General features: G+C 53.7%; 22 protein-coding genes. 12 read left to right on the top strand and 10 right to left on the bottom strand.

The features are described from left to right. Positions 1 to 81: 81 nt before the first annotated feature. A complete protein-coding gene (locus FBY13_RS00450; RefSeq protein WP_145393189.1) occupies positions 82 to 966 on the bottom strand; it encodes a LysR family transcriptional regulator in 885 nt (294 codons plus the stop codon). Between the two features lie 94 nt (positions 967 to 1060). Between FBY13_RS00450 and FBY13_RS00445 the strand changes: the two genes are divergently transcribed. The 6 genes from FBY13_RS00445 to FBY13_RS00420 all read left to right on the top strand — a co-directional run bounded on the left by FBY13_RS00445 (position 1061) and on the right by FBY13_RS00420 (position 5906). Beyond that, on the top strand, positions 1061 to 2308 hold the full coding sequence (locus tag FBY13_RS00445; protein WP_109716383.1) for an MFS transporter: 1248 nt from the start codon (positions 1061 to 1063) through the stop codon (positions 2306 to 2308). 165 nt (positions 2309 to 2473) lie between these two features. Next, positions 2474 to 2731, top strand: a complete 258-nt coding sequence (locus FBY13_RS00440) for a hypothetical protein (protein ID WP_096010563.1) — start codon at positions 2474 to 2476, stop codon at positions 2729 to 2731. 203 nt (positions 2732 to 2934) lie between these two features. After that, on the top strand, positions 2935 to 3480 hold the full coding sequence (cybB, locus tag FBY13_RS00435; protein WP_063879700.1) for a cytochrome b561: 546 nt from the start codon (positions 2935 to 2937) through the stop codon (positions 3478 to 3480). Positions 3481 to 3645: 165 nt separating this feature from the next. Then, positions 3646 to 4830: a sugar transporter gene (locus tag FBY13_RS00430; protein ID WP_063879701.1), complete on the top strand. Its 1185-nt coding sequence runs from the start codon at positions 3646 to 3648 to the stop codon at positions 4828 to 4830. 597 nt (positions 4831 to 5427) lie between these two features. Then, positions 5428 to 5751, top strand: coding sequence for a hypothetical protein (locus FBY13_RS00425; RefSeq protein WP_063879702.1), 324 nt, complete (start codon positions 5428 to 5430; stop codon positions 5749 to 5751). 56 nt (positions 5752 to 5807) lie between these two features. Beyond that, a complete protein-coding gene (locus tag FBY13_RS00420) occupies positions 5808 to 5906 on the top strand; it encodes a YoaK family small membrane protein (RefSeq protein WP_015700245.1) in 99 nt (32 codons plus the stop codon). 2 nt (positions 5907 to 5908) lie between these two features. On the opposite strand, the gene FBY13_RS00415 is transcribed toward FBY13_RS00420, so the two are convergent. Both FBY13_RS00415 and FBY13_RS00410 read right to left on the bottom strand, forming a co-directional pair. Then, positions 5909 to 6175, bottom strand: a complete 267-nt coding sequence (locus FBY13_RS00415) for a DksA/TraR family C4-type zinc finger protein (protein ID WP_063879703.1) — start codon at positions 6173 to 6175, stop codon at positions 5909 to 5911. A gap of 102 nt (positions 6176 to 6277) precedes the next feature. Continuing rightward, entirely contained in the window at positions 6278 to 7873 is a 1596-nt protein-coding gene (locus FBY13_RS00410) for an ABC transporter substrate-binding protein (RefSeq protein WP_063879704.1), read from the bottom strand. Positions 7874 to 8000: 127 nt separating this feature from the next. Between FBY13_RS00410 and pepT the strand changes: the two genes are divergently transcribed. Further along, positions 8001 to 9227 carry a peptidase T gene (pepT, locus tag FBY13_RS00405; protein ID WP_063879705.1) on the top strand — a complete coding sequence of 409 codons (1227 nt, stop codon included), beginning with the start codon at positions 8001 to 8003 and terminating at the stop codon, positions 9225 to 9227. A gap of 61 nt (positions 9228 to 9288) precedes the next feature. On the opposite strand, the gene FBY13_RS00400 is transcribed toward pepT, so the two are convergent. Together FBY13_RS00400 and FBY13_RS00395 are read right to left on the bottom strand one after the other, a co-directional pair. Further along, complete coding sequence (locus FBY13_RS00400; protein WP_109716389.1) at positions 9289 to 10959, bottom strand: methyl-accepting chemotaxis protein; 1671 nt, start codon at positions 10957 to 10959, stop codon at positions 9289 to 9291. A 188-nt stretch (positions 10960 to 11147) separates the two neighbouring features. Beyond that, complete coding sequence (locus FBY13_RS00395) at positions 11148 to 12668, bottom strand: carboxylesterase/lipase family protein (RefSeq protein ID WP_145393188.1); 1521 nt, start codon at positions 12666 to 12668, stop codon at positions 11148 to 11150. 172 nt (positions 12669 to 12840) lie between these two features. Here FBY13_RS00395 and FBY13_RS00390 point away from each other — a divergent pair, with 172 nt between their 5' ends. Continuing rightward, positions 12841 to 13275, top strand: a complete 435-nt coding sequence (locus tag FBY13_RS00390) for a DoxX family protein (RefSeq protein ID WP_096010560.1) — start codon at positions 12841 to 12843, stop codon at positions 13273 to 13275. Between the two features lie 35 nt (positions 13276 to 13310). On the opposite strand, the gene FBY13_RS00385 is transcribed toward FBY13_RS00390, so the two are convergent. Next, positions 13311 to 14651, bottom strand: a complete 1341-nt coding sequence (locus FBY13_RS00385) for a VOC family protein (RefSeq protein ID WP_145393187.1) — start codon at positions 14649 to 14651, stop codon at positions 13311 to 13313. A gap of 67 nt (positions 14652 to 14718) precedes the next feature. Further along, positions 14719 to 16059 (bottom strand): aromatic acid/H+ symport family MFS transporter, encoded by a 1341-nt coding sequence (locus FBY13_RS00380; RefSeq protein ID WP_063879710.1) that lies wholly within the window; start codon positions 16057 to 16059, stop codon positions 14719 to 14721. Between the two features lie 318 nt (positions 16060 to 16377). Between FBY13_RS00380 and FBY13_RS00375 the strand changes: the two genes are divergently transcribed. After that, on the top strand, positions 16378 to 17298 hold the full coding sequence (locus FBY13_RS00375) for a LysR substrate-binding domain-containing protein (protein WP_063879711.1): 921 nt from the start codon (positions 16378 to 16380) through the stop codon (positions 17296 to 17298). On the opposite strand, the gene smrA is transcribed toward FBY13_RS00375, so the two are convergent. Next, positions 17295 to 17861: a DNA endonuclease SmrA gene (gene smrA, locus FBY13_RS00370; protein ID WP_145393186.1), complete on the bottom strand. Its 567-nt coding sequence runs from the start codon at positions 17859 to 17861 to the stop codon at positions 17295 to 17297. The genes FBY13_RS00375 and smrA overlap by 4 nt on opposite strands. Before the next feature lie 318 nt (positions 17862 to 18179). On the opposite strand from smrA, the gene FBY13_RS00365 reads away from it, so the two are divergent. Together FBY13_RS00365 and uspE are read left to right on the top strand one after the other, a co-directional pair. After that, the gene (locus FBY13_RS00365) at positions 18180 to 18920 is read left to right on the top strand and encodes an FNR family transcription factor (RefSeq protein WP_013025869.1); all 741 of its coding nucleotides are present in this window, start codon (positions 18180 to 18182) and stop codon (positions 18918 to 18920) included. 119 nt (positions 18921 to 19039) lie between these two features. After that, on the top strand, positions 19040 to 19993 hold the full coding sequence (uspE, locus tag FBY13_RS00360) for a universal stress protein UspE (RefSeq protein ID WP_063879713.1): 954 nt from the start codon (positions 19040 to 19042) through the stop codon (positions 19991 to 19993). 46 nt (positions 19994 to 20039) lie between these two features. Here uspE and pntB read toward each other — a convergent pair whose 3' ends face one another. Next, positions 20040 to 21428 (bottom strand): Re/Si-specific NAD(P)(+) transhydrogenase subunit beta, encoded by a 1389-nt coding sequence (gene pntB / locus FBY13_RS00355; protein ID WP_145393185.1) that lies wholly within the window; start codon positions 21426 to 21428, stop codon positions 20040 to 20042. A gap of 3 nt (positions 21429 to 21431) precedes the next feature. Next, positions 21432 to 22964 carry a Re/Si-specific NAD(P)(+) transhydrogenase subunit alpha gene (gene pntA, locus FBY13_RS00350; RefSeq protein WP_145393184.1) on the bottom strand — a complete coding sequence of 511 codons (1533 nt, stop codon included), beginning with the start codon at positions 22962 to 22964 and terminating at the stop codon, positions 21432 to 21434. A gap of 534 nt (positions 22965 to 23498) precedes the next feature. Between pntA and ydgH the strand changes: the two genes are divergently transcribed. Next, the gene (gene ydgH / locus FBY13_RS00345; protein WP_063879716.1) at positions 23499 to 24452 is read left to right on the top strand and encodes a DUF1471 family protein YdgH; all 954 of its coding nucleotides are present in this window, start codon (positions 23499 to 23501) and stop codon (positions 24450 to 24452) included. Positions 24453 to 24627: the final 175 nt, after the last annotated feature.

Below are 24627 nucleotides of genomic sequence, written 5' to 3'. Positions count from 1 at the left end.
ATTGGCTTGTTACGGCAAAGATTTGCTTAGATATGTGATTTATCACACATAATTTTTCTGACATTGTGGGATCGCTGCCCTTTAGCGACGCAGCAAAGCCATCATATGCGTCATCTGCGCGCTCATCTCTCTTTCACCCGACCACACCAGCCACATCTCCGAGCGCGCATCCGGTTCCTTAAGCGGCAGCCATACCACATTCGCGAGGCGCGCGTGGCTAAATGACAAAGGCAGGATGGAAACGCCCAGCCCGGTCGCCACCAGTCCTAATATGGTCATCGCTTCACCGACTTCCTGAGTGATATAGGGCCGGATCTGATAACGCTGCAGGAGATCAAGAATTTCGCTATAAAGCGCTGTTCCCACCTGGGGATCAAAAAACACAAAAGGTTCGCTGGCCAGTGCCTGTAGCGAAATCTGCCCTGCTGCGGCCAGCGGGTGCGCTTTATGCACCACGGCACACAGCGGCTCACGCAGCAAAAGCTGATGATGCAGATCCGCAGGAAGCGGCGTGTTACGCATCACCCCAAGATCCAGTTTCCCTTCATGCAGCGGAGCCAATTGCTGGCGGGTATTAATTTCCTGCATCTGAACATGCACCTCAGGCCAGCGCTGACGAAACCGATAAAGCGCATCCGACATCACGCCGATAAAAGCAGCAGAAGAGGTAAAGCCAATGCGCAGCTCCCCCTCTTCACCGCGATGCAAACGCGCTGCGCGCTGCGTTGCCTGATCAACCTGCAGCAGGATGGCCCGCGCGTCCTGCAAAAACTGCTGTCCGGCGGGCGTGAGCTGCACGCTGCGATTGGTGCGGTTAAAGAGCTGCGCGCCTGTTTCCGCCTCAAGCTGCATAATTTGCTGACTCAGCGGCGGTTGCGAGATGTGTAAGCGTTGGGCTGCGCGGCCAAAATGAAGTTCTTCCGCAACGGCGATGAAATAACGCAGATGACGCAGCTCTATATTCATATGTTAAACATCTTATTTGAGATTATTAATATATTAGACAACCTAATCTGCCTTTTCTAGAGTAACGCTATGTTTTTACTCATAAGGACCCATTGTGAATCGCTCCTCACCTGCGCTGCCGCTGGACAGAAACGTGCCGGAACAGTCTGACGTTCCTGCGTCTGACGGCATCGTGCGCGGCACACGCCCGTTTATGCGCGTTACGCTCGCCTTGTTCTCTGCCGGGCTGGCGACCTTTGCCTTGCTCTATTGCGTACAGCCTATTCTGCCGGTGCTCTCCACACAGTTTGGCGTTTCACCCGCCGCGAGCAGCATTTCTTTGTCCATTTCAACCGCAATGATGGCCCTGGGGCTGCTGGTTACTGGCCCGCTGTCGGACGCGATTGGACGTAAGTCCGTGATGGTGACGGCATTAATGCTGGCGTCAATCTGCACCCTGCTGTCGGCCACCATGACCAGCTGGCACGGCATTTTGCTGATGCGGGCGTTAATCGGCCTGTCGCTGAGCGGTGTGGCCGCCGTAGGGATGACCTACCTGAGTGAAGAGATTCATCCCAGCGTGATCGCCTTTTCCATGGGGCTGTATATCAGCGGAAACTCGATTGGCGGTATGAGCGGCCGTTTAATCAGTGGCGTGTTAACCGACTTTTTTTCATGGCGCGTGGCCATCGCGGCAATTGGCTGCTTTGCCCTGGCCGCCGCCCTGATGTTCTGGAAAATCTTACCGGAATCCCGTCATTTCCGTCCGGCCTCTCTGCGCCCACGCCATCTGGCGATCAATTTTCGACTGCACTGGCGGGATGCGGGATTACCGCTGCTGTTCGCAGAGGGCTTGTTATTGATGGGGGCCTTTGTGACGCTGTTCAACTACATTGGCTATCGCCTGCTGGGCGCGCCCTGGCATTTAAGTCAGGCCGTGGTGGGATTGTTGTCGGTTGTCTATCTGACGGGTTCATGGAGTTCGCCGAAGGCCGGGGCATTAACCAACAAGTTTGGTCGCGGTCCGGTGATGTTGGGTTCTACCCTGATTATGCTGACAGGCTTACTCCTGACTGCCTTTAACGCCCTTGTGCTGGTGTTTGTCGGTATGATGCTGTTTACCGCCGGTTTTTTCGCCGCCCACGCTGTTGCCAGCGGCTGGATTGGTCCTCGCGCCCGCCGGGCAAAAGGTCAGGCCTCTTCGCTGTATTTGTTCAGCTATTACGTGGGCTCCAGCGTGGCTGGCACGGCAGGCGGCTTTTTCTGGCATCAGTTTGGCTGGGGCGGTATTACGCTGTTCATCTCCGCTTTACTGCTGGTGGCACTGTGGGTTGCCTGGCAGTTGCACAGGCGCAAACTCTAGCAAATCTTAATAAATATTCCGGGTGGTTTGCTGCCCGGAATATCTCCTGTACAAGAATTGTCCGTATTATCAGCGTGATTGCTGATTTCACGCGTTTCCCCGCTATACTCGTTTTGATCCCAAAGATTAATGTAATCTTTGAATTCACAGCAAAGGGGAGACCTAATGGCGCGTTACTATTACGTCAACAAACAATCAGGCTACAACAATAATCATGTTGTGCATGCAAATGGCTGTAAATACCTTCCGGACCTGGAAGGTCGGCTGTTTCTTGGCACGTTTTATTCGGCGACCGCCGCCATTCAGCAGGCGCGCAAATATTATCCCGGCTCTTTAGGCTGTGAGGAATGTTGCCCGGTGACCGCGGCTAAACCTCAGCCTGCCCAGGACAGTGTGGCGCTTAAGCACGGCGTCGATTTCTGATTACGCGCGCCCGTTTGACGTAACGATGGCGGTTCCTGGCCGCCATCCTCAACCACTCCCGTGTTGCCCTTTATATCGCCCCTCTCTGCTGCCTGACGCGGCCAATCATCCTTTCGTCATCCCAGACAGAAGTGGTCAATTCGTTAAGCTTTTTCGCTTTTTTCCGTTATCTTAGAGCCCTTACTTTCTGACAGGGATTTACCATGCGTGATAAATTTGCCGCATCTCAAATTGCGCTTCACTGGCTTACCGTTTTGCTGCTCATCGTCGCCTATGCCACGATGGAGCTGCGCGGCTATGTCGAACGCGGCTCCTGGCAGCGCTTTGCCATGATGGTGACGCACTTCAGCGCCGGGGCGACCATTCTGGTGGTGATGTTGTCGCGGTTGTTGCTGAAAATCCGTCATCGCAGTCCTGCAATTATTCCCCCGGTGCCGCGCTGGCAAACCGGCCTGGCCCACCTGACGCACACACTGATTTATGCGCTTTTCATTACCCTTCCGGTGCTGGGTCTGGCATCGCGTTATCTGAAAGGACGTGAGTGGTGGTTATTTGGCATTCCGATGCCGATGGCCGGTGAGCCTGACTTTGATCTGGCGGACACACTGACCGACTGGCACGAGACGCTCGCCCCCTTAGGCTACTGGCTGATTGGCTTGCATGTGGCAGCGGCGCTGTTTCATCACTATGCCCTGAAAGATAATACGTTGCGGCGCATGATGCCCGGACAGCGTAATCGCCAGCCATAAACACCACCTGCAGGCGTCAGGCTAAAAAATTTCATCTTAATCGGCGCCTGGTGGTTCCACCCGGCGCTTAATTCCTCCACAATAACCGCTAAATTGTGACGCAGGTCACTCTCATGGGGTGAGCACTCTCATCCATTTTTGACGCACAGACTGATTTAACTTCTCATGCCATCAACAACTGTTTCCCGTAAAACGGCCTGGCTACGCGTGGTGCTGCTGGCCATCGCCGCTTTTGTTTTTAATACTACCGAGTTCGTGCCGGTGGGATTGCTTTCAGATATTGCTGCAGGCTTTTCGATGAAAACATCGGAAGTGGGCATTATGCTGACGATCTATGCCTGGGTGGTGGCCTTGTTGTCACTGCCTTTGATGCTGTTGACGCGAAATTTTGAGCGCCGGTTACTGTTAACAGTGCTGTTTAGCGTCTTTATTGCCAGCCATGTGCTCTCGACGTTTGCATGGAGCTTTAGCTCCCTGATCGTGTCACGCATTGGCATTGCGCTATCCCACGCCGTGTTCTGGTCCATTACGGCTTCGCTGGCCATTCGCGTTGCGCCTGCAGGTAAAAAGACCCAGGCGCTGAGCATGCTGGCGACCGGGACTGCGCTGGCGATGGTGCTGGGCGTGCCTATCGGCCGCATTGTGGGCCAGGCACTGGGCTGGCGTACCACATTCGGCGTGATCGGACTGTCTGGATTGGTGCTGATGATTATGCTGGTCCGCATATTGCCCCGATTGCCCAGCGAGCACACGGGATCGCTCAGCAGCGTTCCCCTGCTGTTCCGCCGTCCGGCGCTGGTGGGGATGTATCTGCTGGTGACGTTGGTGGTGACCGCGCACTACACCGCCTACAGCTACATTGAGCCCTTTATGCAGCTTGTCGCCAACGCCAGCGAGGGGTTCACGACGTTACTGCTGCTGCTGTTTGGTTCGGCGGGCATTGTCGGCAGCCTGTTGTTCAGCTCGCTGGGTAAAAAATTCCCCTCTGCACTGCTGATTGCCGCTATCGCCCTGGTGACCCTGTGCATGGGGCTGTTAATCTTCGCGGCTGTCCGCCCTGGGGCTATCATTACCCTGTGCGTGATTTGGGGAATGGCCATGATGATGATCGGCCTGGGGATGCAAATCCGCGTGCTGTCTCTGGCCCCTGATGCCACGGATGTGGCGATGTCATTAATGTCCGGTATTTATAATATCGGCATCGGCGCGGGTGCGCTGTTAGGCAGTCAGGTTAGCGCTTATATGAGTCTGTCTGATGTGGGTAATGTGGGGGCGATGATTGGTCTGGCCGCACTATTATGGTGTGTCTATATTTTCAAACGTTATCCACAGTTACGTTCTAATGGCTGATAATAACAGGCTTCAGATTTTATCTGGAGCCTGATGTTATTTACTGCTCCCCGTCACGCTCGTCTCAAATAAGATCACAGACCGTGCGACGTAAAACCCCGGCACCCTTCTATGCCCTGCTAAATAGCCGCTTATCAGGGTGAATCACTCTGACATTCTGAGAAATAGCGCTGCGTTCCGCCTCACCGAAAACGGTCAGATTGCTGAACAGTCATGCACCGTCCAGCCTGACGTACCGGACATCGGTCTGGCGGAAGTAAGTCCCCGGCCCTGTTTACCCGCCCATCGACGATAAAATGCCCCCTGAAAATACCTGCAATCCTTAAGCTTATATTCTTAGCCCTTTTTATGGTCGTTACGCCCAGCGGTGCAGGATCAACAGGTTTAAACGTGTTGTATTAAATGCTTAATTAAAATGCATCGCTCATTGATCAAGGAACGTATCGCGCATTGATTTAGGCCAATAGAATTTAACCTGCGGGTTATAAAGCCCGTCGGTTACTACGCAGAACTTAATATCACATCAATAATCTCAACACTTCCATTACATCTGTTTACCCCGTATAACAGAGAAAATAATTAACGTCAGGTGTCATGATGACGAGAAAATGGTTAACGCTCTATTTATCGCGCAACGTCAGCCAGGTGATGCTGGAAGACTTTCGGGCAATTTTACCCGCGGATGGGTTGAAAATTTTTGTTAATGACTTAGACGACACACACCATGCCACAGTAGAATGTGTTCAGGCCGAGGATTCATGCGCACTCATCGCCTCTGCCGTTGTCGTGTGGCGTCAACTGGGCCATATCCACACGATGATGTACACCAAAGGCGAGCTGCAGCGTTCGGTTAATGAAGCGACCCAGTTTGAGCTGTTTACGTTGCTGAAGAACCATCGCGCCGTGCTACGGCTGGCGTAGCCCCGGAATAACAGTGTCCCTGAATATTCATCCCTAACAACCCTGACAGGATAAACATGAGAATTGGTCTGTTGTTCCCCATCGCTATCATCGTGGCCGGTATCGGTTTTCTCGCCTGGTTTATTGGCAGTGGCCTGGCCATGCCGGGCTCCTGAGCTTAACGTAGCTGACTGTCTTTACTGCCGCGACGGTTATACAGACTGCTGTCTTTTTGTTGCTTATCGATTTTTTCCTGACAGGCGACACAGTAGCGCACGCCTTTCAGTGCCTGACGACGCGCAGCCGGAATCGGCTCACCGCAAAGTTCACACTCTGTCGCGCTTTCTCCCTGGCCAAGCGACTGACGTACGCGTTCAATACCGTCGTTGACCGTACTGTCGATCTGTTCCTGTACCGCCCCTTCTGAAGCCCAACCGTTTGCCATTGCCATTTCCTTACTTCGTATCAAACACCTCTTAAATGTACAACATATCTGATATTTTGCAGGCAAAACGGCGCACGTCCCTGTGAGCCTGCTCAGCATGGGTTACTGTTTAATATCGACCTGATAAAAGATGTGTTTGCCAAAAGGATCGACCTCATAGCCGCTGACCGTATTGCGGACTGGCTCGTAAATGGTCGAGTGCGCAATCATGACGGCAGGCATTTGATCATGCATCATCTGCTGTGCCTGCAGGTACATGCTGGTCCTTTTACTTTGATCCGGTTCGGCCCGCGCCTGGGTGATCAGCGTTTCAAACGGCTGATAGCACCATTTTGAAGAGTTTGAACCGCCTTTCGCCGAGGTACAGCTGTAGAGCGGCCCGAAGAAGTTATCAGGATCGCCCGTCGCAGTGGTCCAGCCCATCAGCGCGGCCTGATGTTCGCCGCTGCGCACGCGTTTAAGGTATTCGCCCCATTCATAACTGACGATATTGGCTTTAATGCCAACTTTGGCCCAGTCAGCCTGAATCATCTCCGCCATCCTGCGCGCGTTGGGATTGTAAGGGCGCTGAACCGGCATTGCCCACAGCGCGATTTCCGTACCCGGCTTCACGCCAGCCTCTGCCAGCAGTGCTTTTGCCTTTTCTGGATCGTAGTCATAATCCTTAAGATCCTTGTCCGCGCTCCATACACCCGGCGGAAGGATGTTTTTAGCAACCGTACCTGTGCCTTTAAAAATCGCCTCAATAATGGCCGGCTTGTTTATCGCCATAGCCAGCGCCTGGCGGACTTTCACATTATCTGTCGGCGCTTTGGTGGTATTAAACGCCAGGAACCCCGTGTTCAATCCTGCCGCCTGCTTCAGGGTGATGTCCTTGTTCTGCCGCATTTTTTCGAGATCGGCCGGATTCGGGAACGGCATCACCTGACACTCATTTTTTTCCAGCTTGGCATAACGGACCGCCGCATCAGGCGTGATGCTGAAAATCAGCCGATCAAGTTTGGCTTTTCCCTGCCAGTAGTCAGGAAACGCCTTGTACAGAATGCGTGAGTCTTTTTGATACTGAACCAACTGGAAAGGCCCGGTACCGATCGGGTCCATATCGACCTTCTCGGGCGTGCCCGCCTTCAGCATTTTGTCAGCGTATTCAGCAGAGTGGATGGAGGCAAAATACCAGGCCAGATCGGCAAGAAAAGGGGCTTCAGGATGAGCCAGCGTAAAACGCACGGTATGGTCATCTACGCGATCGATGTGGGTGATGAGCGTCGCCAACTCCAGGCTGTCGAAGTTGGAATAGTTGCCACCCGATACCGCATGATAGGGATTTTTACTGTCCATCTGGCGCATAAAAGAGAAGATCACATCATCCGCGTTAAACGCGCGGCTGGGCGTAAACAGCTTATTACTCTGGAATTTGACGTTATGACGCAGATGGAAGGTATAAACCTTACCGTCGGGACTGATGTCCCACCGCTCTGCCAGGCTCGGAATCAGTTCCGTTGTGCCAGGCTTAAAATCTACCAGGCGGTTGAATACCGGCACTGCGCTGGCATCCACGCTGGTTCCCGAGGTGTAAAGTTGCGGATTAAAGTTCTCCGGGGAGCCTTCTGAGCAGTACACCAACGTTTTCGCATTGACGCCGCTCGCCAGAGCAATACCCGCAGTAAGCAGTGCCAGGGTCGTTAGCCTGTTTCTCATTATTGTCCTCGCTTTCTGTTGACTTCCGTTAGTCAGAATATCTAAATGAATTATTTAGATGTTTGATAGATAGCATGAATCCCCACCATAGCGAACCCCGCAGTACGTCAACTAATAAGGATTAGTGATGACCGACAAACTTCAGACGCAACTGATCACGCGTTTTTTTCGTTACCTGGCGGTAAGCAGTCAAAGTGATGCCAGGTCCAGCACATTGCCGAGTACCCCGAGCCAGCACGCGATGGCGAAGCTGCTGGCGGACGAATTGCGCGAGCTGGGCCTTGAGCAGGTTGTGATTGATGAACATGCCACTGTGACCGCGGTAAAACCGGGCAACTGCCCCGGCGCGCCTCGCATTGGGTTTATTACGCACATCGATACGGTTGACGTCGGGCTGTCCCCTGACATTCATCCACAGATCCTGACCTGGCAAGGAGAGGATCTCTGCCTGAACCCGCAACAGGACATCTGGCTGCGTCGGGATGCGCATCCGGAGATCGCGCCCTACACCGGTCAGCCGATCATTTTCAGCGACGGCACCAGCGTATTAGGGGCGGATAATAAAGCGGCGGTGAGCGTCGTCATGACGCTGATGGAGAATTTACAGGGCAAACATGGCGATGTGGTGGTGGCGTTCGTCCCCGACGAGGAGATTGGCCTGCGCGGGGCTAAAGCGCTGGATCTTGAAGCCCGCTTTAACGTGGATTTTGCCTGGACGATTGACTGCTGTGAACTGGGCGAAGTGGTGTATGAGAACTTCAACGCGGCCGCAGCGGAAATCCGCTTTACCGGCGTACCGGCGCATCCGATGTCGGGGAAAGGCGTGCTGGTTAACCCCTTGCTGATGGCCCACGATTTTATCAGCCACTTCGACAGACAGGCGACGCCGGAACATACAGAGGGCCGTGAAGGCTATATCTGGTTTAACGAAATGCAGGCCAACGCCAGTGTTGCAACGCTTAACGCATCGATTCGCGATTTCGATCTGACAAGTTTCGCGGCACGAAAACAGCAGCTTCAACAGGTTGTCGAGCTTATCGCCGCACGCTATCCCACGGGCAAGGTAGAGATGACCGTTCGCGATATTTACAGCAACATTAGCAACGCTATTGGTGACGATCGTCGGGCCGTTGATCTGATTTTTGCTGCCCTGCGCGAACTGGATATTGCGCCCAAAGTGATCCCTATGCGTGGCGGTACCGATGGTGCAGCGCTTTCTGCCAAAGGATTATTAACACCGAACTTCTTTACGGGCGCGCATAACTTTCATTCACGCTTCGAGTTTCTGCCCGTCACCTCGTTTGTGAAGTCCTATCAGGTGGCAGAGAAGCTGTGCTATCTGGCAGCGGAATAGTTCATCAGGAAAGCCGTTGTAAAACACCGCCTTCGCGATGAAGGCGGTGCACAGGTTTCGCTTAGAAGGTTACCCAGTCGCCGTTATCCGCGGTGGCGGTTTTCGGCTGAAGAGGTGCCGATGGGCTGGCCGGTGTTGATGGTGGTTTTCGGCTGGTCACGAGTGCCGCTGGCGCATCACTGGATAAACGGAACTGCGCCACCGAAGCCTGCAGGGCTTCCGTTTGCAGGGCCAGCGCACTGGCAGCGGCAGACACTTCTTCGACCAGCGCGGCGTTTTGCTGCGTCACGCTGTCCATTTCGGTCACCGCCGTGCCGACCTGCGAAATGCCTTTGCTTTGTTCTTCTGAGGCCTCGGCGATTTGCTTCATGATCGCATCAACATCCTGAACCGACTTCAGGATACCGCTCATGGTGCCGCCGGTGGTGCTGACCAACTGGGCGCCCTTTTCCACGCGCTCAACCGAATCGGCAATCAGGCTGGCGATCTCTTTCGCTGCACCGGCGCTGCGTTGCGCCAGGTTTCTGACTTCACTGGCCACTACGGCAAAGCCACGGCCCTGTTCGCCGGCGCGGGCAGCTTCCACTGCGGCGTTGAGCGCCAGAATATTGGTCTGGAAAGCAATGCTGTTGATGACGTTGGTGATCTCTGCAATTTTCTTCGAACTGTCAGAGATGCCGTTCATGGTGGTCACCACTTCACCCACCAGGCTGCCGCCCTGTTTCGCCGTTACCGTGGCCGCTTCGGTCAGCGTGCTGGCCTGACGTGCATTTTCCGCATTGAATTTCACGGTCGCCGTCAGTTGTTCCATACTGGCAGCGGTTTGCTCCAGCGCGGCGGCCTGCTCTTCGGTGCGGGATGACAGATCGTTATTACCAATGGAAATCTCGGCGGCACCGCGTGAAATATTTTCCGTACCGCTGCGAATAGCACTGACGGCTTCGCGCAGACTGTCCTGCATGGCGCTCAACAGCGGCACCAGTTTACCGACGCAGTTACGGCCCATATCCTCGACGGGTTTGCTCAGGTCACCTTTGGCAATCACTGAAAAATGCTCGCGAATTTTTTCCAGCGGCTTGACCAGCATTTTGACCAGATAACGGTCGGTAAACAGCAGAATCAGCAAGCCAATCACCACCGTGACTGAAATCATTGTTTTCGTCATCGCGGTCAGACGATCGACTTCGACGCGCGTTTGCCCCAGTTTTACGCTGGCCACTTTATTGAAGTTTTCAGTACTGGCACCGAAGGCACGGCTCAGCGCGGGCGTGACGTCATTCGCCTGTTGGCGATAGACATCCAGCGAATCCTGACGGGCACGCTGAAGCTGGACAGTAACGCCTTGGTCGAGCAATTTTTGCCATTTATCAATCACGTCATTGGCAACGGCAGGGTCCATCGGGCCAGGAGAAAGCTGTTTAAACAGGGTCAACTGCTGAGACATGCTGTCTAATGCCTGTTGTACGGGCGCAAAAGCCTCATCGTTTTGCGCCACACCGGCCGTTTTTTTCTCCATTACGCGCGACAAACGCGTGATCATACGAAAATACTGATCGTTACCTTTACTCAACGCGGTCATCTGCTCAACGATATGGCGGTCGACATCATTGCCGTCACTTAATGACGTAAGTGAATGAATGCTGAACAGACCGATACCGCTCCACAGCAGGCAAAACAACCCGAGTATCGTCAGCATTACCGCGCGAATAGTGAAATTTTTAAGCATACCCATACTGAAATCCCTTAAACGTTAACCCGTAAAACCGGGCGTATGGGATATATCGGCAGAAAAGCCGAAAATGTAACGGTATTGTTATACTTTTTTATGCGGTCACGGCTGCGTGGCAAGAAATCATAGCCTGCAGTGAAAATCAGGCCCGGCGGTGGCCGCAAGTGCATCCGGCACTGACGAATCTGGCCCTACAGCCGCACCATTCGCGACATCATCAGGCGAAACAGAGACAGGCGGCGACGCATAAAACCCCGCAGCAGCCTGAATGACGCCTTACCTTCGCCGCCAAGTGACATTGTCACGTCATTGTCAGCGCGCCAGATGGGCCATGAGCGTTCTCCTTCAAGCTGCGTCGTCTTACTGTTAACGTCGCGGGCGAAGCGGAACCAGTAGTCGCTAACCTGCTGCGCAAAGGCGCGGTCTGCAGCCGTGAAGCAGCGGTCTTCACTGATTACGGGCATGTTCTCAAGGGTATTCATCACATAGGGGATTTCATTACCGTGCCAGGTACCGTGCGGATAGAGATCCCGGGCATTTTCAGAGACGTAATCAAACCAGTAACGCCAGCCCGGCATAGCGACTTTTTGCTGTGCCCGCATCACCAGCCAGGGAAGAAGCGTAAAGGTCATATCGCGTGCTGCGGCACGCCCGAGCAGCGCATCCTGCTCAACACGGTAAATCCACTTCAGCACACGATAGCTCAACCGGTTTTGGCGGCGAATCCGATCTACCACGGTGGCGGCATCGACGCCGAAATACTCCAGCACGCTGGCCTCGTCGCTGTTGCTCCCTGCCATCAGCGGCAGAGGATGCTGGCGTCCGGCCATAAAGGTCTCCAGCACAGGGGCAGGCAGAACCGCATCGCCCGCGATAGCAACCGGGCCAAGTCCATAGCGGCTGTCCAGGGCCCAAAAGGCATCGGCAGGCAGCGCGCGGAGCTGTTCCATGCTGGCATCAGCGGGTAAACCCAAACCGGTGGCGACCTTCACCCCTTTCTTAAGCGCCGCAGCGCGGGGAACGTCAGGCAGGCTGTAGGCACTTTGCACTATCCCTTTGTGGAAAAGACCAGCCGCCAGCGGTGAGCAGCAGAGTGATAACACGCTACGTGCACCCGAGGATTCACCGAATAGCGTAACGTTACTGGCATCGCCGCCAAAGGCGTGAATGTGCTGCTGTACCCATTTTAATGCCGCGATCTGATCCAGCAGGGCAAAATTATGAAGTGTGCCGCTCGCCGCCTGCTCCTTTTCCATCGCCGGATGCGCAAAAAAGCCCAGATGGCCCAGTCGGTAGTTAATCGTGACGATCACCGCCCCGCGTGAGGCCAGCGGTTTGCCATTATAGGGTGCCAGACCACCCGAACCGATCGTGAAACCGCCACCGTGCAGCCACACCATCACCGGCAAGGGTTTTTCTGGTCGCAGCTCTGGCGTCCAGACATTCAGGTAAAGACAGTCCTCGCTGAAATCACCGGGATCGCCCCCGCCCATGGCAAGACAATAGTCGCGGTTCTGCCAGCTTGCGGCAGAAAAGTGCAGCGCGCGTCGTACGCCCTGCCAGGGTAGCACCGGCTGGGGCGCACGCCAGCGTTGTTCCCCCACTGGCGGTGCAGCGTAGGGAATGCCTTTAAACACGAAGATGCCCTCATCAATGCCGCCCTGCAGCTCTCCGTCAGCAAGGGTGATCTTCAGGCCCTTTTCATTTTTCATGCGTTGTTCCTTGTCTGCGTCCGCTGTCATTATTTCAGGCTATTTGCCGTTGTCCAGAAAGGGGAACGGTAAATACGCCTAAAACGCACCGGTTACGCACGCCATCGTTGACCGCTACCCGCGAACGTGTGTTTAGTACAGCGTATCGTTTAACCCGTTAGAGGAACGGAAAATGTTCAGTGGCATCAATCAACTTTTTGTTCGAATGACCGATCATCCTGATTTTGGCAAGCTGTTGTTACGTTTGACGTTGGGTGGATTACTGCTGTTTCACGGTGAGTTCAAGCTGGTACACGGCGTGGGCTGGATTGCTCACCTGCTGCGACAGCACGGCCTGCCGGGCTTTCTTGCCTGGGGCGCATGGCTGGGTGAAATAGTTGCTCCGCTCATGCTGATTGTGGGATTCATGACGCGGCCTGCGGCGTTTATCATTGCGGTAAATATGGTGGTGGCGACGCTGCTGGTAAAAACCGGGGCGGTCTGGCACCGCACGGACGTGGGAGCCTGGGCGCTGGAAACCGAAGCGCTATTCCTGCTGGGAGCCTTTATCATTATGTTGCTGGGCCCGGGGAAATATACGCTGATACGCGATTCCCGGTTGCAGTAGCTGAGTAAATCGGGGCGATAGCCGCCCCGATGTTGTTATGCCTGTATGCCACACCGCTGTAGTGAGGCTTGTTGTCGTGCGGCGTACAGCGCCATTTCGTCCAGTACGGCACAGCCCAGTGCGGTTTCAAAGCTGCTGCGGCTTGCCTGACCCGCAGAACGCGCCTGCGTTTTATCCCCAAGGTTAGACTGAAAAATACCTGCCGCACTCACCGGCAGAAAATCCTCATAAATAATGGGATCGGCCAGCACCCGGCCCTGGTCGATCAGGCTATCCAGTGATTCACCGTGCCGGGGCGGTTCCGCCTGCCCCTTGTCACTGAGGCGATAATGAAACCAGGCGAGTCCCGCCTGGCGCAGTTGCATTTCGTTATCCGGGAAAGCCTGAAATACGGCGGTCAACTGCTGCTGATGCTGTTGATTGTCAGCCCCGCTACCGGCCTCATTCAGCAGCCGATCGTAAAGCGCGCGCCCTTGCGGCGTTAAGGCGGCTCCGCGCTGTTCAATCTCACCAAAACGTGCAGTGTGGGTGCCCTGATAGCCATCTTTGAAAACCACAGGTTCTTCCAGCGCTTTAAAACTGGTCTGACGCAGTAAAATGGGGACGCTGCGCCGTGGTGGGCCTTCAATAACCGCTTTGGGATCGATACCGCGTGCCGGCATTAACGCCTGGACGCGGTCAATGTCCAGCGTGCGTGGCGTAAGATGGTTGATATGACAGGCAGGGAAACACACCACGTCGGCAATCAACCGGTGTTGCTGATTGAGCGCCTGATAGGTTTTACTCTCAACGAGGCTGTGTGAGTGCCAGCGAAAGGTTTCTAACGCCTCGTCGATAAACTGCTGCGCCTGCGCCTCGGTCAGTCCGCCCTGCTGCTGATGCTGTTTAATCAACGCGCGGCAGCCTGCGGTGAAAATATCCCGCGAAGCCAGAATAGTTGTGGCGTCGTCGCGCAGCGCCTGATCCTCGATGAGTTCCAGTCGCAGTAATGAGGTGAAGATACGGAAGGGATTGCGCCGCAGTGCCTCGTCATCAATGGGACGAAAAGCGGTTGAGTGAACCGGCACGCCCGCCTGAGAAAGGTCGTAATAGCCTACCGGGAACATGCCCATCACAGCGAACATCTGGCGCAACATGGCCAGCTCTTCAGCACTGCCGACGCGAATCGCGCCGTGACGTTCCAGGTTTAAACGGCTCATCTCATCAGCCTGGGTTAAGCGTTGCTGCAATGCACTATCTGCCGCCAGCGTATCCTGATTAACCTCTTTGACTAACTGCATCAGCGTGCCGTAGAGCGGCACCTCTTGCTGATACATGTCCGACATTGCCCTTGAAAAGCCGGTACGGATGGCATCCGCACTTAAAAAATTATCCATAATAACCACCTGACAGCGTGAGCGTTGCAGCTACTGTAATCCAACGCGTTGTCGCCAGCGGAAAATATCATGAATTTGTGATCGGCTTAAAACCATAACGGTTTTTAATCACCAGCATTATCGTCGTGAGCACGGCTGGAATCGCCAGCAGTAAAAAGATCAGGTTGAAAGACCAGCCCAGCGTCAGCATTTCGGCTCCCACAAACGCGCTCAGGATGGCACCAAGTCGTCCAACACCGTGCATCCAGCTGGAGCCGGTCGCGCGGGCATGAGTGGGATAATAGCTGGCTGATAAGGCATTCATGCCGGTGTTGGCCCCGTTAAAACAGAAGCCGCTAAAAAAGGCAATGCTGCTCATTATGGTGACCTGTGCCGGTGAGAACCCTAACGCCACAATGGCAATGCCACCGCAAAAGTAGATGACGGCCAACGCCAGGTTGGCATTGAACCGGTCCATCAACCATCCGGCAAATAAGGAACCCAGCGTGCCGCCCGCTTGATACATCGCAGTAATAATCGCGGCCTGGGTAACGGTCATCCCCTGCTTACTCACCAAAGAAGGCAGCCAGCTGCCTATCAGATAGACCAGAAACAGCCCCATAAAATAGCCGCCCCACAGCATCAGGCTGCCGGTGCGATAACGGGGGGAAATCACCGTCGCGATGGCATTCTTTTCAGGCTGCGCAGCGTCCGCTTCAGAGGCGTGAAACTGGCTATGCGAGTGGGTGCTGCCGGGGATAATACGTTCCAGAATGGTTCGGATGCGTTCTGCTGGCGCACCCCGGCTAATGAGGAAACGCACGGATTCAGGAAGCTGCTTTACTAATACCGGCAGCACCAACAGCGGCAGAATGCCGCCTAATAACAGGACGGAATGCCAGTTGTAGCGCGGCAACAGCCAGGACGCGGCAAATCCGCCACTGGCTGCACCAAAGGTGAAGCCGCAGAACACCACGGTGATAATAAACGAGCGTCGGCGTTCAGGGGCATATTCGGCAACCAGCGTGCTGACGTTCGGCATGGCTGCGCCCAGCCCCAGCCCGGTCAAAAAGCGGAACAGTACCATCTGTTCAATGGAATGGGAAAACGCGGTGGCCAGCGTCCACAGGCCGAAAAAAAGCACGCTGAAAATAATCATTAAGCGACGGCCAAAGCGGTCGGCCAGCGGCCCGGCAACCATTGCGCCCAGCGCCAGGCCGATGAGTGCCGCGCTGATCACCACGCCCAACTGCGAATTGGTCACGTTCCAGGCCGTTTTCAGCGAGGGGGCGATGAATCCCATAATGGCGATATCCATGCCATCGAGGGCGACCACGATAAAACAGAGGACAATCAATCGAATCTGGCCACCGCTCAGGCTACCCTGATTGATTAACCGGCGAACATCTACCGCCTCAACGCTGCTCACGGGCAACCTCTCCTTAACGAAATAAACCATCAGTTTTGGTAGAAAAAACGGCGCTTATGATAGCCGATCGTTAATGATAAAACGCAGAATTTTGCATGCAAATAATAATCATTCAACAAGCGAATAATTAAGTCGATGATTTTACAGCGACTGCGCGCAGGCCATGACGAAAGGAATCGTAGCGCAGGTATTTATTATCAATAACTTACAGGGATTACCGTTAAAAAGTACACTTTGTTAATAAATATTTGCAGCAAAGTTAACAAAATCCGGTTTAAATAGTTGCCAGTCACCTGGCAATGTCATTAAGTTTGGGAAATGGAAAAAAATATCCTTTTCAATCAGCGCATTCGCTTGCGTCATTTACATGCCTTTGTTGCCGTTGCGCAGCAGGGAACGCTGGGGCGTGCAGCCGAGACATTGAGTCTCAGCCAGCCTGCACTCTCTAAAACCCTTAACGAATTAGAGGAACTGACAGGCGTCAGGCTGTTTGAACGTGGCCGACTGGGCGCACAACTCACCACCATGGGGGAGCAGTTTCTGACCCATGCGGTAAAAGTGCTGGATGCACTGAACCATGCCGGTCAGAGCTTTAACGAACAGATTAATGAGCGTCCGGTGATTATCCGCCTTGGCGCGCTGACCACGGCCGCCATGGGCATGCTGCCACAGATTCTCGATCGCTTTCATCAGCTGCGCCCCAATACCACCATTCAGGTTGCCACCTTACATAACAATGTGTTGCTGGCCGGGCTAAGAGCTGGTGAATTTGACATTGGTATTGGTCGCATGGCCGACAAAGAGATGATGACCGGCTTAACGTATGAGCTTCTGTTTCTGGAGTCGTTAAAGCTGGTCGTCAGACCCGAACATCCTCTGTTAAGTGACAATGTCACGTTGTCGCGCGCGATGCAGTGGCCGGTGGTCATCTCTCCCGAAGGAACTGCACCGCGCCGTCTTGCGCAGCAGATGCTGGATGAACAAGGCTGTTGTTTGCCGCCGCACTGCGTTGAGACATCCTCAACCTCACTGGCACGCCAGCTGGCGCTGCGCTATGACTACATCTGGTTTGTGCCTTCAGGTGCCATTAAGGAAGATCTCAGCCACAATGCCCTGTTCTCGCTGCCGATTACCTCTCCAGGGCCTGGCGAACCGGTCGGTATAATCACCCGCACTGGCGATACTTTAAGCCTGAGCGCTGAAGTGCTTATGAGCACCATTCGTAAGTTTCACAGCTAGCGACTGCGTTTTGCATGTCGCTCCCAGTTTTCCTGGCGCGCTTTTTCGGTCTTACGCAATCCGACGTAAAGCGCGCCCGCCCCGCCATGCTGCTTTTGCGCCACACAAAACGTCTGTACCTCATCCAGTTCGCGCAGCCAGCGATCAAGATAACTGCGCACGATATTGGCGTGGGATTCGCTGTCGCGCCCTTTACCATGAATGATTAGCAGGTTGCGAAACCCGGCTTGTCGCACGTCCCGAATAAACATAAACAGGTTCTGTCGACAGGCTTCCACGGGTTGGCGCAGTAAATTAAGGCTGGCGTCCAGCGCATACTGGCCTTTGCGTAATTTATCTAGCACACCCTGCTGAATACCCTCAGCTTTGTATTCCAGCGGCTGATCCAGCGGGATAATGTCCAGATAGCCGCGGGTTAAAAAATTTTCATCTTCCTGTTCTGGTGGCGGCTGGCGGGTTTTCTTGCTGGCGGAGAGATTATTCCACAGCGTATTATCCGCATCCTTCAGTGGCGTAACGTCATTCATCGTGTCACGGAACAGATTGTCATCGTCAAGGTTCATGGCTCGCCCCTGTTAAATGATATGACGCAAAATTGTATATAACCCGAATAGTAGCAAAATCGGGAAAGTCTGCGCTAATCCCGTTTTTAACGTTTTCGCCAGGCATGACAGTGAAGATGGATTCTGTTTGAGATCAAAAAAGCGTAAACATTTATTTACGGATGTTACACTTTGACATCAAAAAAGCCCGTCAGAACAGCCTTTAGCCGCCGTTAACAAACCACACTTTCTGTAGGCCTAAAAACTGCTCGGATGAGTTCCTTTACGACCAAAAAATGGTAAAATTGACCGCAGTCAATTATCGTCGAGCAAACCATTATGTTCCCTGAAAAACGTATACAGTCAGGCGGTTGTGCGATTCACTGCCAGGATTGCAGCATCAGCCAGTTATGCATCCCTTTCACACTTAACGAACATGAGCTGGACCAGCTTGATAATATTATTGAGCGAAAGAAACCCATTCAAAAAGGCCATACGCTGTTCAAAGCGGGTGACGACCTACGATCGCTTTATGCTATTCGTTCCGGCACCATTAAAAGCTATACCATTACCGAACAGGGCGATGAGCAAATTACCGGCTTCCACCTCGCCGGCGATCTGGTCGGCTTTGATGCCATTATGAATGCCAGCCATCCCAGCTTTGCCCAGGCGCTGGAAACGGCGATGGTCTGTGAAATCCCCTTTGATACGCTGGATGATTTGTCGGGCAAAATGCCTGCTCTGCGTCAGCAGATGATGCGTTTGATGAGTGGCGAAATCAAAGGCGATCAGGACATGATCCTGTTGCTGTCGAAGAAAAACGCAGAGGAGCGCCTGGCGGCCTTTATCTGGAATTTATCCCGCCGTTACGGCCAGCGTGGTTTCTCCCAGCGTGAGTTCCGTCTGACCATGACGCGTGGCGATATCGGCAACTATCTGGGTTTAACCGTTGAAACCATTAGCCGTTTACTGGGCCGCTTTCAGAAATCCGGCATGCTGGCCGTGAAAGGCAAATATATCACCATTGAGAACCACGCCATGCTGGAAGGTCTGGCGGGTCAAAGTCACCAGGCCGCCTGACAGATAAGCCGGGTTAATAAATCTTATTTTATTGATCCGGCTACATCTTTTTCACTTTCTTAGTGCACTTAACATAGGCTATCTTTAATCCAGTCGCTTTGGTTTAAGGAGAGTAGCCTATGTCCCAGTATCAAAATATTCTGGTCGCCATCGATCCGCAACAGGATGACCAGCCCGCGCTGCGACGTGCGGTATATCTCAACCAGCTTATCGGCGGCAAAATCAAAGCTTTTCTGCCTATCTACGACTTCTCATATGAAATGACCACCCTGCTCTCACCGGATGAGCGTACCTCCATGCGTCAGGGCGTGATCAGCCAGCGCTCAGAGTGGATACGTGAACAGGCCAAAGCCTATCTGGATGCTGGCGTGGATATCGATATCAAAGTGATCTGGCACAATCGCCCTTATGAGGCCATTATCCAGGAAGTGTTGGCGCACCAGCATGATTTAGTGCTTAAGATGGCACATCAACACGATCGGCTGGAGGCGGTAATTTTTACCCCCACGGACTGGCATTTGTTACGCAAGTGCCCTTGCCCAGTGTGGATGGTCAAAGATCAGCCCTGGCCCGAAGGCGGCAAAGCACTGGTGGCGGTTAACCTTGCCAGTGAAGAACCTCACCATGATGCACTGAATCAGAAATTAATCCGCGAAACCGTCAAACTGGCAGAAAGCGTTAACCATACCGAAGTTCACCTGGTCGGTGCCTATCCCATTACGCCTATCAATATCGCCATTGAGCTGCCCGACTTTGATCCCAGCGTGTACAACGACGCCATCCGCGGTCAACACCTGGTGGCGATGAAAGCCTTGCGGCAGAAATTCTCCATCAGTGAAGAATTTACGCATGTTGAAAAAGGCTTACCGGAAGAAGTGATCCCCGAATTATCGTTACATCTGGACGCGGGAATTGTTGTCCTGGGCACTATCGGCCGTACCGGGTTGTCTGCGGCGTTTCTGGGTAACACGGCTGAACAGGTCATCGATCATCTGCGCTGTGACCTGCTGGCGATAAAACCGGATGATTTTGTTTCACCGATTACGCTGGATGACGAAGACGAGAACGACTGATCCGTCTTACTGCAAAAAGGGCGACCCGGTGAGTCGCCCTTTTTTATTACAGCGCTTTCAGGATATTTTCCACGCTGGCTTTGGCATCACCAAACAGCATATGGGTGTTTTCTTTAAAGAACAGGGGATTCTGGACGCCGGCATAGCCGGTATTCATCGAGCGCTTAAACACAATCACATTCTGCGCCTTCCAGACTTCAAGCACCGGCATACCGGCAATCGGGCTACCGGGATCGTCCTGAGCGGCGGGATTGACTGTGTCGTTGGCCCCGATGACCAGCACCGTATCCGTGTCGCTGAAATCATCATTGATTTCGTCCATCTCCAGTACCACGTCATAAGGCACTTTTGCCTCTGCCAGCAGCACATTCATATGACCGGGTAAACGCCCGGCGACCGGATGAATACCAAATCGTACTTTTATGCCACGGGCACGCAGCTTTTCCGTGATCTCCGCCACCGGATATTGCGCCTGCGCCACCGCCATGCCGTAGCCGGGCGTGATAATGACGCTACTGGACGCTTTAAGCATTTCAGCCGTGTCTTCCGCGCTGATTTCACGGTGCTCTCCAGCCTCTTCACTGTCCGCTACCGCGCTGCTGTCGCTGCCGAAACCGCCTGCAATCACGCTAATAAACGACCGGTTCATGGCCTTACACATAATGTAAGAGAGAATCGCCCCCGACGACCCCACCAGCGCGCCTGTCACGATCAACAGATCGTTGCTGAGCATAAAACCAGCCGCCGCCGCCGCCCACCCGGAATAGGAGTTCAGCATGGACACCACCACTGGCATATCTGCCCCGCCGATGGAAGCGACCAGATGCCAGCCAAACGCCAGTGCGATCACCATCATGACAAACAGGGCAAATCCCTGCGCGCCGGGACTGTCAGTGTTAACGAACCAGACCAACAGCAGGAACGACACCACCAACGCCAGCAGATTCAGCTTATGGCGGTGTGGCAGCATCAGCGGCCGCGACGACAGTTTGCCACACAGCTTACCGAAGGCGACCAGGGATCCGGTAAAGGTGACCGCGCCAATAAAAATGCCGATAAACACTTCACTGAGGTGGATGTTTTCCATCACCGCAGGCAGACCGGGCGCATGATCGATATAACTGTTAATCCCCACCAGCACCGCGGCCAGGCCGACAAAACTGTGCAGTATTGCGACCAGTTCGGGCATTTCAGTCATTTCAACCCGTTTTGCCAGCCGGATGCCGATGGCGCCGCCGATGATCATTGCCAGCAAAATCCAGACGACATTGCTGCTGTCCGGGCCGAAGATGGAGGCGAACAAGGCAATTGCCATGCCGCTGATGCCAAAGATATTCCCTTGTCTTGAGCTTTCATGTTTTGAAAGACCCGCAAGGCTCATAATAAAAAGTATTGCGGCAACAATGTATGCTGCAGTCACTAATCCGCCAGACATCGGTTACCCCTTACGAAACATTTTCAGCATACGCTGCGTGACGGTGAAGCCACCGAAGATATTGATACTGGCGATCAATACGGCAATAAAAGAAAGGAAACTGACCCAGCCGCCATGACCCATTTGCAGTACGGCCCCCACCACGATAATGCCGGAAATGGCATTGGTGACTGACATCAACGGTGTATGTAACGCATGGCTCACGTTCCACACCACGTAGTAACCCACCACGCAGGCGAGCGCGAACACCGTAAAATGCGAGAGAAATTCACTGGGTGCCACATTGGCCAGGCAACCAAACAGCACGATGAACACGGCCAGCAGCAGATACTTACGCCGTGGCGATACGGCCGCAGGCTCGCTCTTTTTCTGCACAGGTGCAGCGGTGGTGGTGGCTTTCGGAGCGGCTGACACCTGAATTGGCGGTGCAGGCCAGGTGACATCGCCTTCACGCACGACCGTTACGCCACGAATGACCACATCATCGAAATCAATATCGATCTCACCGTTTTTCTCTTTACACAGCAGCTTCATCAAATTGACGAGGTTGGTACCGTAAAGCTGTGAGGACTGGGTCGGCAAACGGCTGGGCAAATCGGTGTAGCCAATAATTTTCACGCCGTTCTCTGTGACCGTCACCCGATCGGCAACGGTGAGTGCGCAGTTGCCGCCGGTTTGCGCCGCAAGGTCAACAATAACGCTGCCCGGCTTCATGCTGGCAACCATCTCTTCGGTAATCAGCGTTGGCGCCGGCTTACCTGGAATCAGCGCCGTGGTGACGATGATATCCACCTCTTGAGCCTGCTGCGCAAACAGCGCCATTTCAGCTTTAATAAAGGCATCGGACATTACTTTGGCGTAGCCATCGCCGCTGCCGGCCTCCTCTGCAAAATCCAGTTCGAGAAATTCCGCCCCCATACTCTGGACCTGTTCTTTGACTTCAGGGCGCGTATCAAAGGCACGCACGATGGCACCAAGGCTGCCTGCCGCACCAATCGCCGCCAGGCCGGCAACGCCTGCACCAATCACCATGACTTTAGCCGGTGGGACTTTCCCCGCCGCCGTGATTTGCCCGGTAAAGAAGCGGCCAAACTCATGAGCGGCCTCGACGATGGCGCGATAACCGGCAATATTTGCCATGGAACTGAGCGCGTCGAGTGACTGGGCGCGAGAAATACGCGGCACCGCATCCATGGCCATGACGGTGACATGACGCGCAGCCAGCTTTTCAAGCAGCTCAGGATGTTGGGCGGGCCAGATAAAGCTTACCAGGGTACTGCCCTCGCGGGTGAGCGCGATCTCTTCGTCATCCGGTGCATTGACCTTTAGCACGATATCGGCCTGCCAGACCTGCTGGCTGTCACTCACCGCAGCGCCAGCGGCCCTGTAGCTGTCATCATCAAAGCTGGCGCGCTTGCCTGCATCATGTTCAATGGTCACGCTGAAACCCAGCTTGATGAGCTGTTCAACGGTCTTGGGCGTGGCTGCCACGCGCGACTCGTTAGCCAATCGCTCTTTGGGTATTCCAATTAACATAGTTTTCCCTTTCATCGATTAAAGGAGGATGATCCTTGTGGTACACAATGCCGTGACGACACCCGCTTTCAGGCGTTGTGAATGAAATGCAATAACCTAATCGTATCTAAACCTACTGAAATTGTTACGGACGATCTACTACACAGACCCACATCTGTCACATTTGCCGTAATATCCAGTTGAAGCACGGCAATTCCGCCTGTCCGCACTGCACGAAGACTCTCGCAGCAGATAATCTGCTAAATATCACCTGTTCCGCCCTGATATTCCTTTTGGAAAAAGCCAAAATTAACAATGTATTAACCACTTAATCGATACATTTACTGGTCAATTCATCTTATTGTCGTAAGCGTAAGGCAAAATAGCGTAGCGTGACGCTGTGATTAAATAATCTGGTTCACAACAAGAGAGATATCGCAAAAAATGGCTGCGACAGCGTGTTTATAACATGTAATAATCAGCGGCTAATCTGTTATACATCAAGAGTCCAGCACGTTTTCGTACTCATTTTGCGTAAGGCGAAGGATCATTTTTATGAAGCTGAAGAACACTATTCTGGCATCTACCCTGTTATCTCTGCTGGCAGCAAATGCGTTTGCGGCTAAAGAGCTGACGCCAGAACAAGCGGCCGCGTTGAAGCCATTCGAACGTATTAATATCACCGGTCGTTTTAATGCAATTGGCGATGCGGCTGATGCTGTATCAAAGCGTGCTGATGAAATGAATGCAGATTCCTATTACATTCAAGGCATTAACGACAGCAACGGTAACAGCGGTAACTGGCGTGTGACCGCCGATCTGTACAAGGCTAATGCCCCTAAAGCCAGCCAGGAAACCGACTATCGGATGTTCAATGGCCTGAAAGAGCTGCCGAAGGCGGAAGCTTATCGTCTGGAGCCTTTCGATACCGTTACCGTCAGCGGCTTTTTCCCAAGTCAGCCTGAGGTAAATGAAGCCATTTCCAAAGCCGCGAAAGAAAAAGGCGCAGCCTCCTTCTTTATTGTGCGTCAGGTTGATGCCAATACTGGCGGCAATCAGTTTGTGACGGCCTACATCTATAAGGCCGATGCCAAGCAACGTGTGGTACAGAGCCCGGACACCATCCCGGCCGACTCTCAGGCAGGTAAAGCGGCTCTGGCCGCAGGCGGAGCCGAAGCGAAGAAAGTTGAAATTCCGGGCGTGGCTTCATCCGAAACCCCAAGCAACGCCGTGGGCCGTTTCTTTGAGACCCAAAGCTCAACCGGTAAGCGTTATTCGGTGACTTTGCCGGACGGCAAGGAAATTCAGGAAGTGAATGCGGTGACCGCGGCGCAGATGCAGCCGTTTGATACCGTGACCTTCAGTGGGCATTTCGGTTCGCCGACTGAAGTCTCACAGGAAACCGCCAAGCGCGCAGGCGCGAAAGGCGCTAAATTCTACCATGTGACGCGTCAGTGGCAGAACCAGAGCGGTGGTAACCTGACCGTAACGGCTGACCTGTTTAAGTAACACGCGCCAGGGCGGCGATCGCCGCCCTGCTGTCTGTTTGCATAATTCCTGCTCGATTTTGCATAACCACGCATTGCCATCCCGCACCGCACTCCGTAAAATCCTCCGCCTGTTTTTCAGAGTATTAAACGCGTTATACGTAACACAATCACGATATAACGTTGTGTTTATGCTG

The organism is Pantoea sp. SJZ147, assembly GCF_007828605.1.
Taxonomy (GTDB): domain Bacteria; phylum Pseudomonadota; class Gammaproteobacteria; order Enterobacterales; family Enterobacteriaceae; genus Pantoea; species Pantoea allii.
The sequence above is the reverse complement of the archived record's forward strand: the minus strand, read 5'-3'. Positions and strand labels throughout refer to the sequence as shown.

Coding starts and splice junctions, on each gene's coding strand:
- FBY13_RS00450 (WP_145393189.1), bottom strand. CDS start 966: ATGAATATAGAGCTGCGTCATCTGCGTTATTTCATCGCCGTTGCGGAA.
- FBY13_RS00440 (WP_096010563.1), top strand. CDS start 2,474: ATGGCGCGTTACTATTACGTCAACAAACAATCAGGCTACAACAATAAT.
- cybB (WP_063879700.1), top strand. CDS start 2,935: ATGCGTGATAAATTTGCCGCATCTCAAATTGCGCTTCACTGGCTTACC.
- FBY13_RS00430 (WP_063879701.1), top strand. CDS start 3,646: ATGCCATCAACAACTGTTTCCCGTAAAACGGCCTGGCTACGCGTGGTG.
- FBY13_RS00425 (WP_063879702.1), top strand. CDS start 5,428: ATGACGAGAAAATGGTTAACGCTCTATTTATCGCGCAACGTCAGCCAG.
- FBY13_RS00420 (WP_015700245.1), top strand. CDS start 5,808: ATGAGAATTGGTCTGTTGTTCCCCATCGCTATCATCGTGGCCGGTATC.
- FBY13_RS00415 (WP_063879703.1), bottom strand. CDS start 6,175: ATGGCAAACGGTTGGGCTTCAGAAGGGGCGGTACAGGAACAGATCGAC.
- FBY13_RS00410 (WP_063879704.1), bottom strand. CDS start 7,873: ATGAGAAACAGGCTAACGACCCTGGCACTGCTTACTGCGGGTATTGCT.
- pepT (WP_063879705.1), top strand. CDS start 8,001: ATGACCGACAAACTTCAGACGCAACTGATCACGCGTTTTTTTCGTTAC.
- FBY13_RS00400 (WP_109716389.1), bottom strand. CDS start 10,959: ATGGGTATGCTTAAAAATTTCACTATTCGCGCGGTAATGCTGACGATA.
- FBY13_RS00395 (WP_145393188.1), bottom strand. CDS start 12,668: ATGAAAAATGAAAAGGGCCTGAAGATCACCCTTGCTGACGGAGAGCTG.
- FBY13_RS00390 (WP_096010560.1), top strand. CDS start 12,841: ATGTTCAGTGGCATCAATCAACTTTTTGTTCGAATGACCGATCATCCT.
- FBY13_RS00385 (WP_145393187.1), bottom strand. CDS start 14,651: ATGGATAATTTTTTAAGTGCGGATGCCATCCGTACCGGCTTTTCAAGG.
- FBY13_RS00375 (WP_063879711.1), top strand. CDS start 16,378: ATGGAAAAAAATATCCTTTTCAATCAGCGCATTCGCTTGCGTCATTTA.
- smrA (WP_145393186.1), bottom strand. CDS start 17,861: ATGAACCTTGACGATGACAATCTGTTCCGTGACACGATGAATGACGTT.
- FBY13_RS00365 (WP_013025869.1), top strand. CDS start 18,180: ATGTTCCCTGAAAAACGTATACAGTCAGGCGGTTGTGCGATTCACTGC.
- uspE (WP_063879713.1), top strand. CDS start 19,040: ATGTCCCAGTATCAAAATATTCTGGTCGCCATCGATCCGCAACAGGAT.
- pntB (WP_145393185.1), bottom strand. CDS start 21,428: ATGTCTGGCGGATTAGTGACTGCAGCATACATTGTTGCCGCAATACTT.
- pntA (WP_145393184.1), bottom strand. CDS start 22,964: ATGTTAATTGGAATACCCAAAGAGCGATTGGCTAACGAGTCGCGCGTG.
- ydgH (WP_063879716.1), top strand. CDS start 23,499: ATGAAGCTGAAGAACACTATTCTGGCATCTACCCTGTTATCTCTGCTG.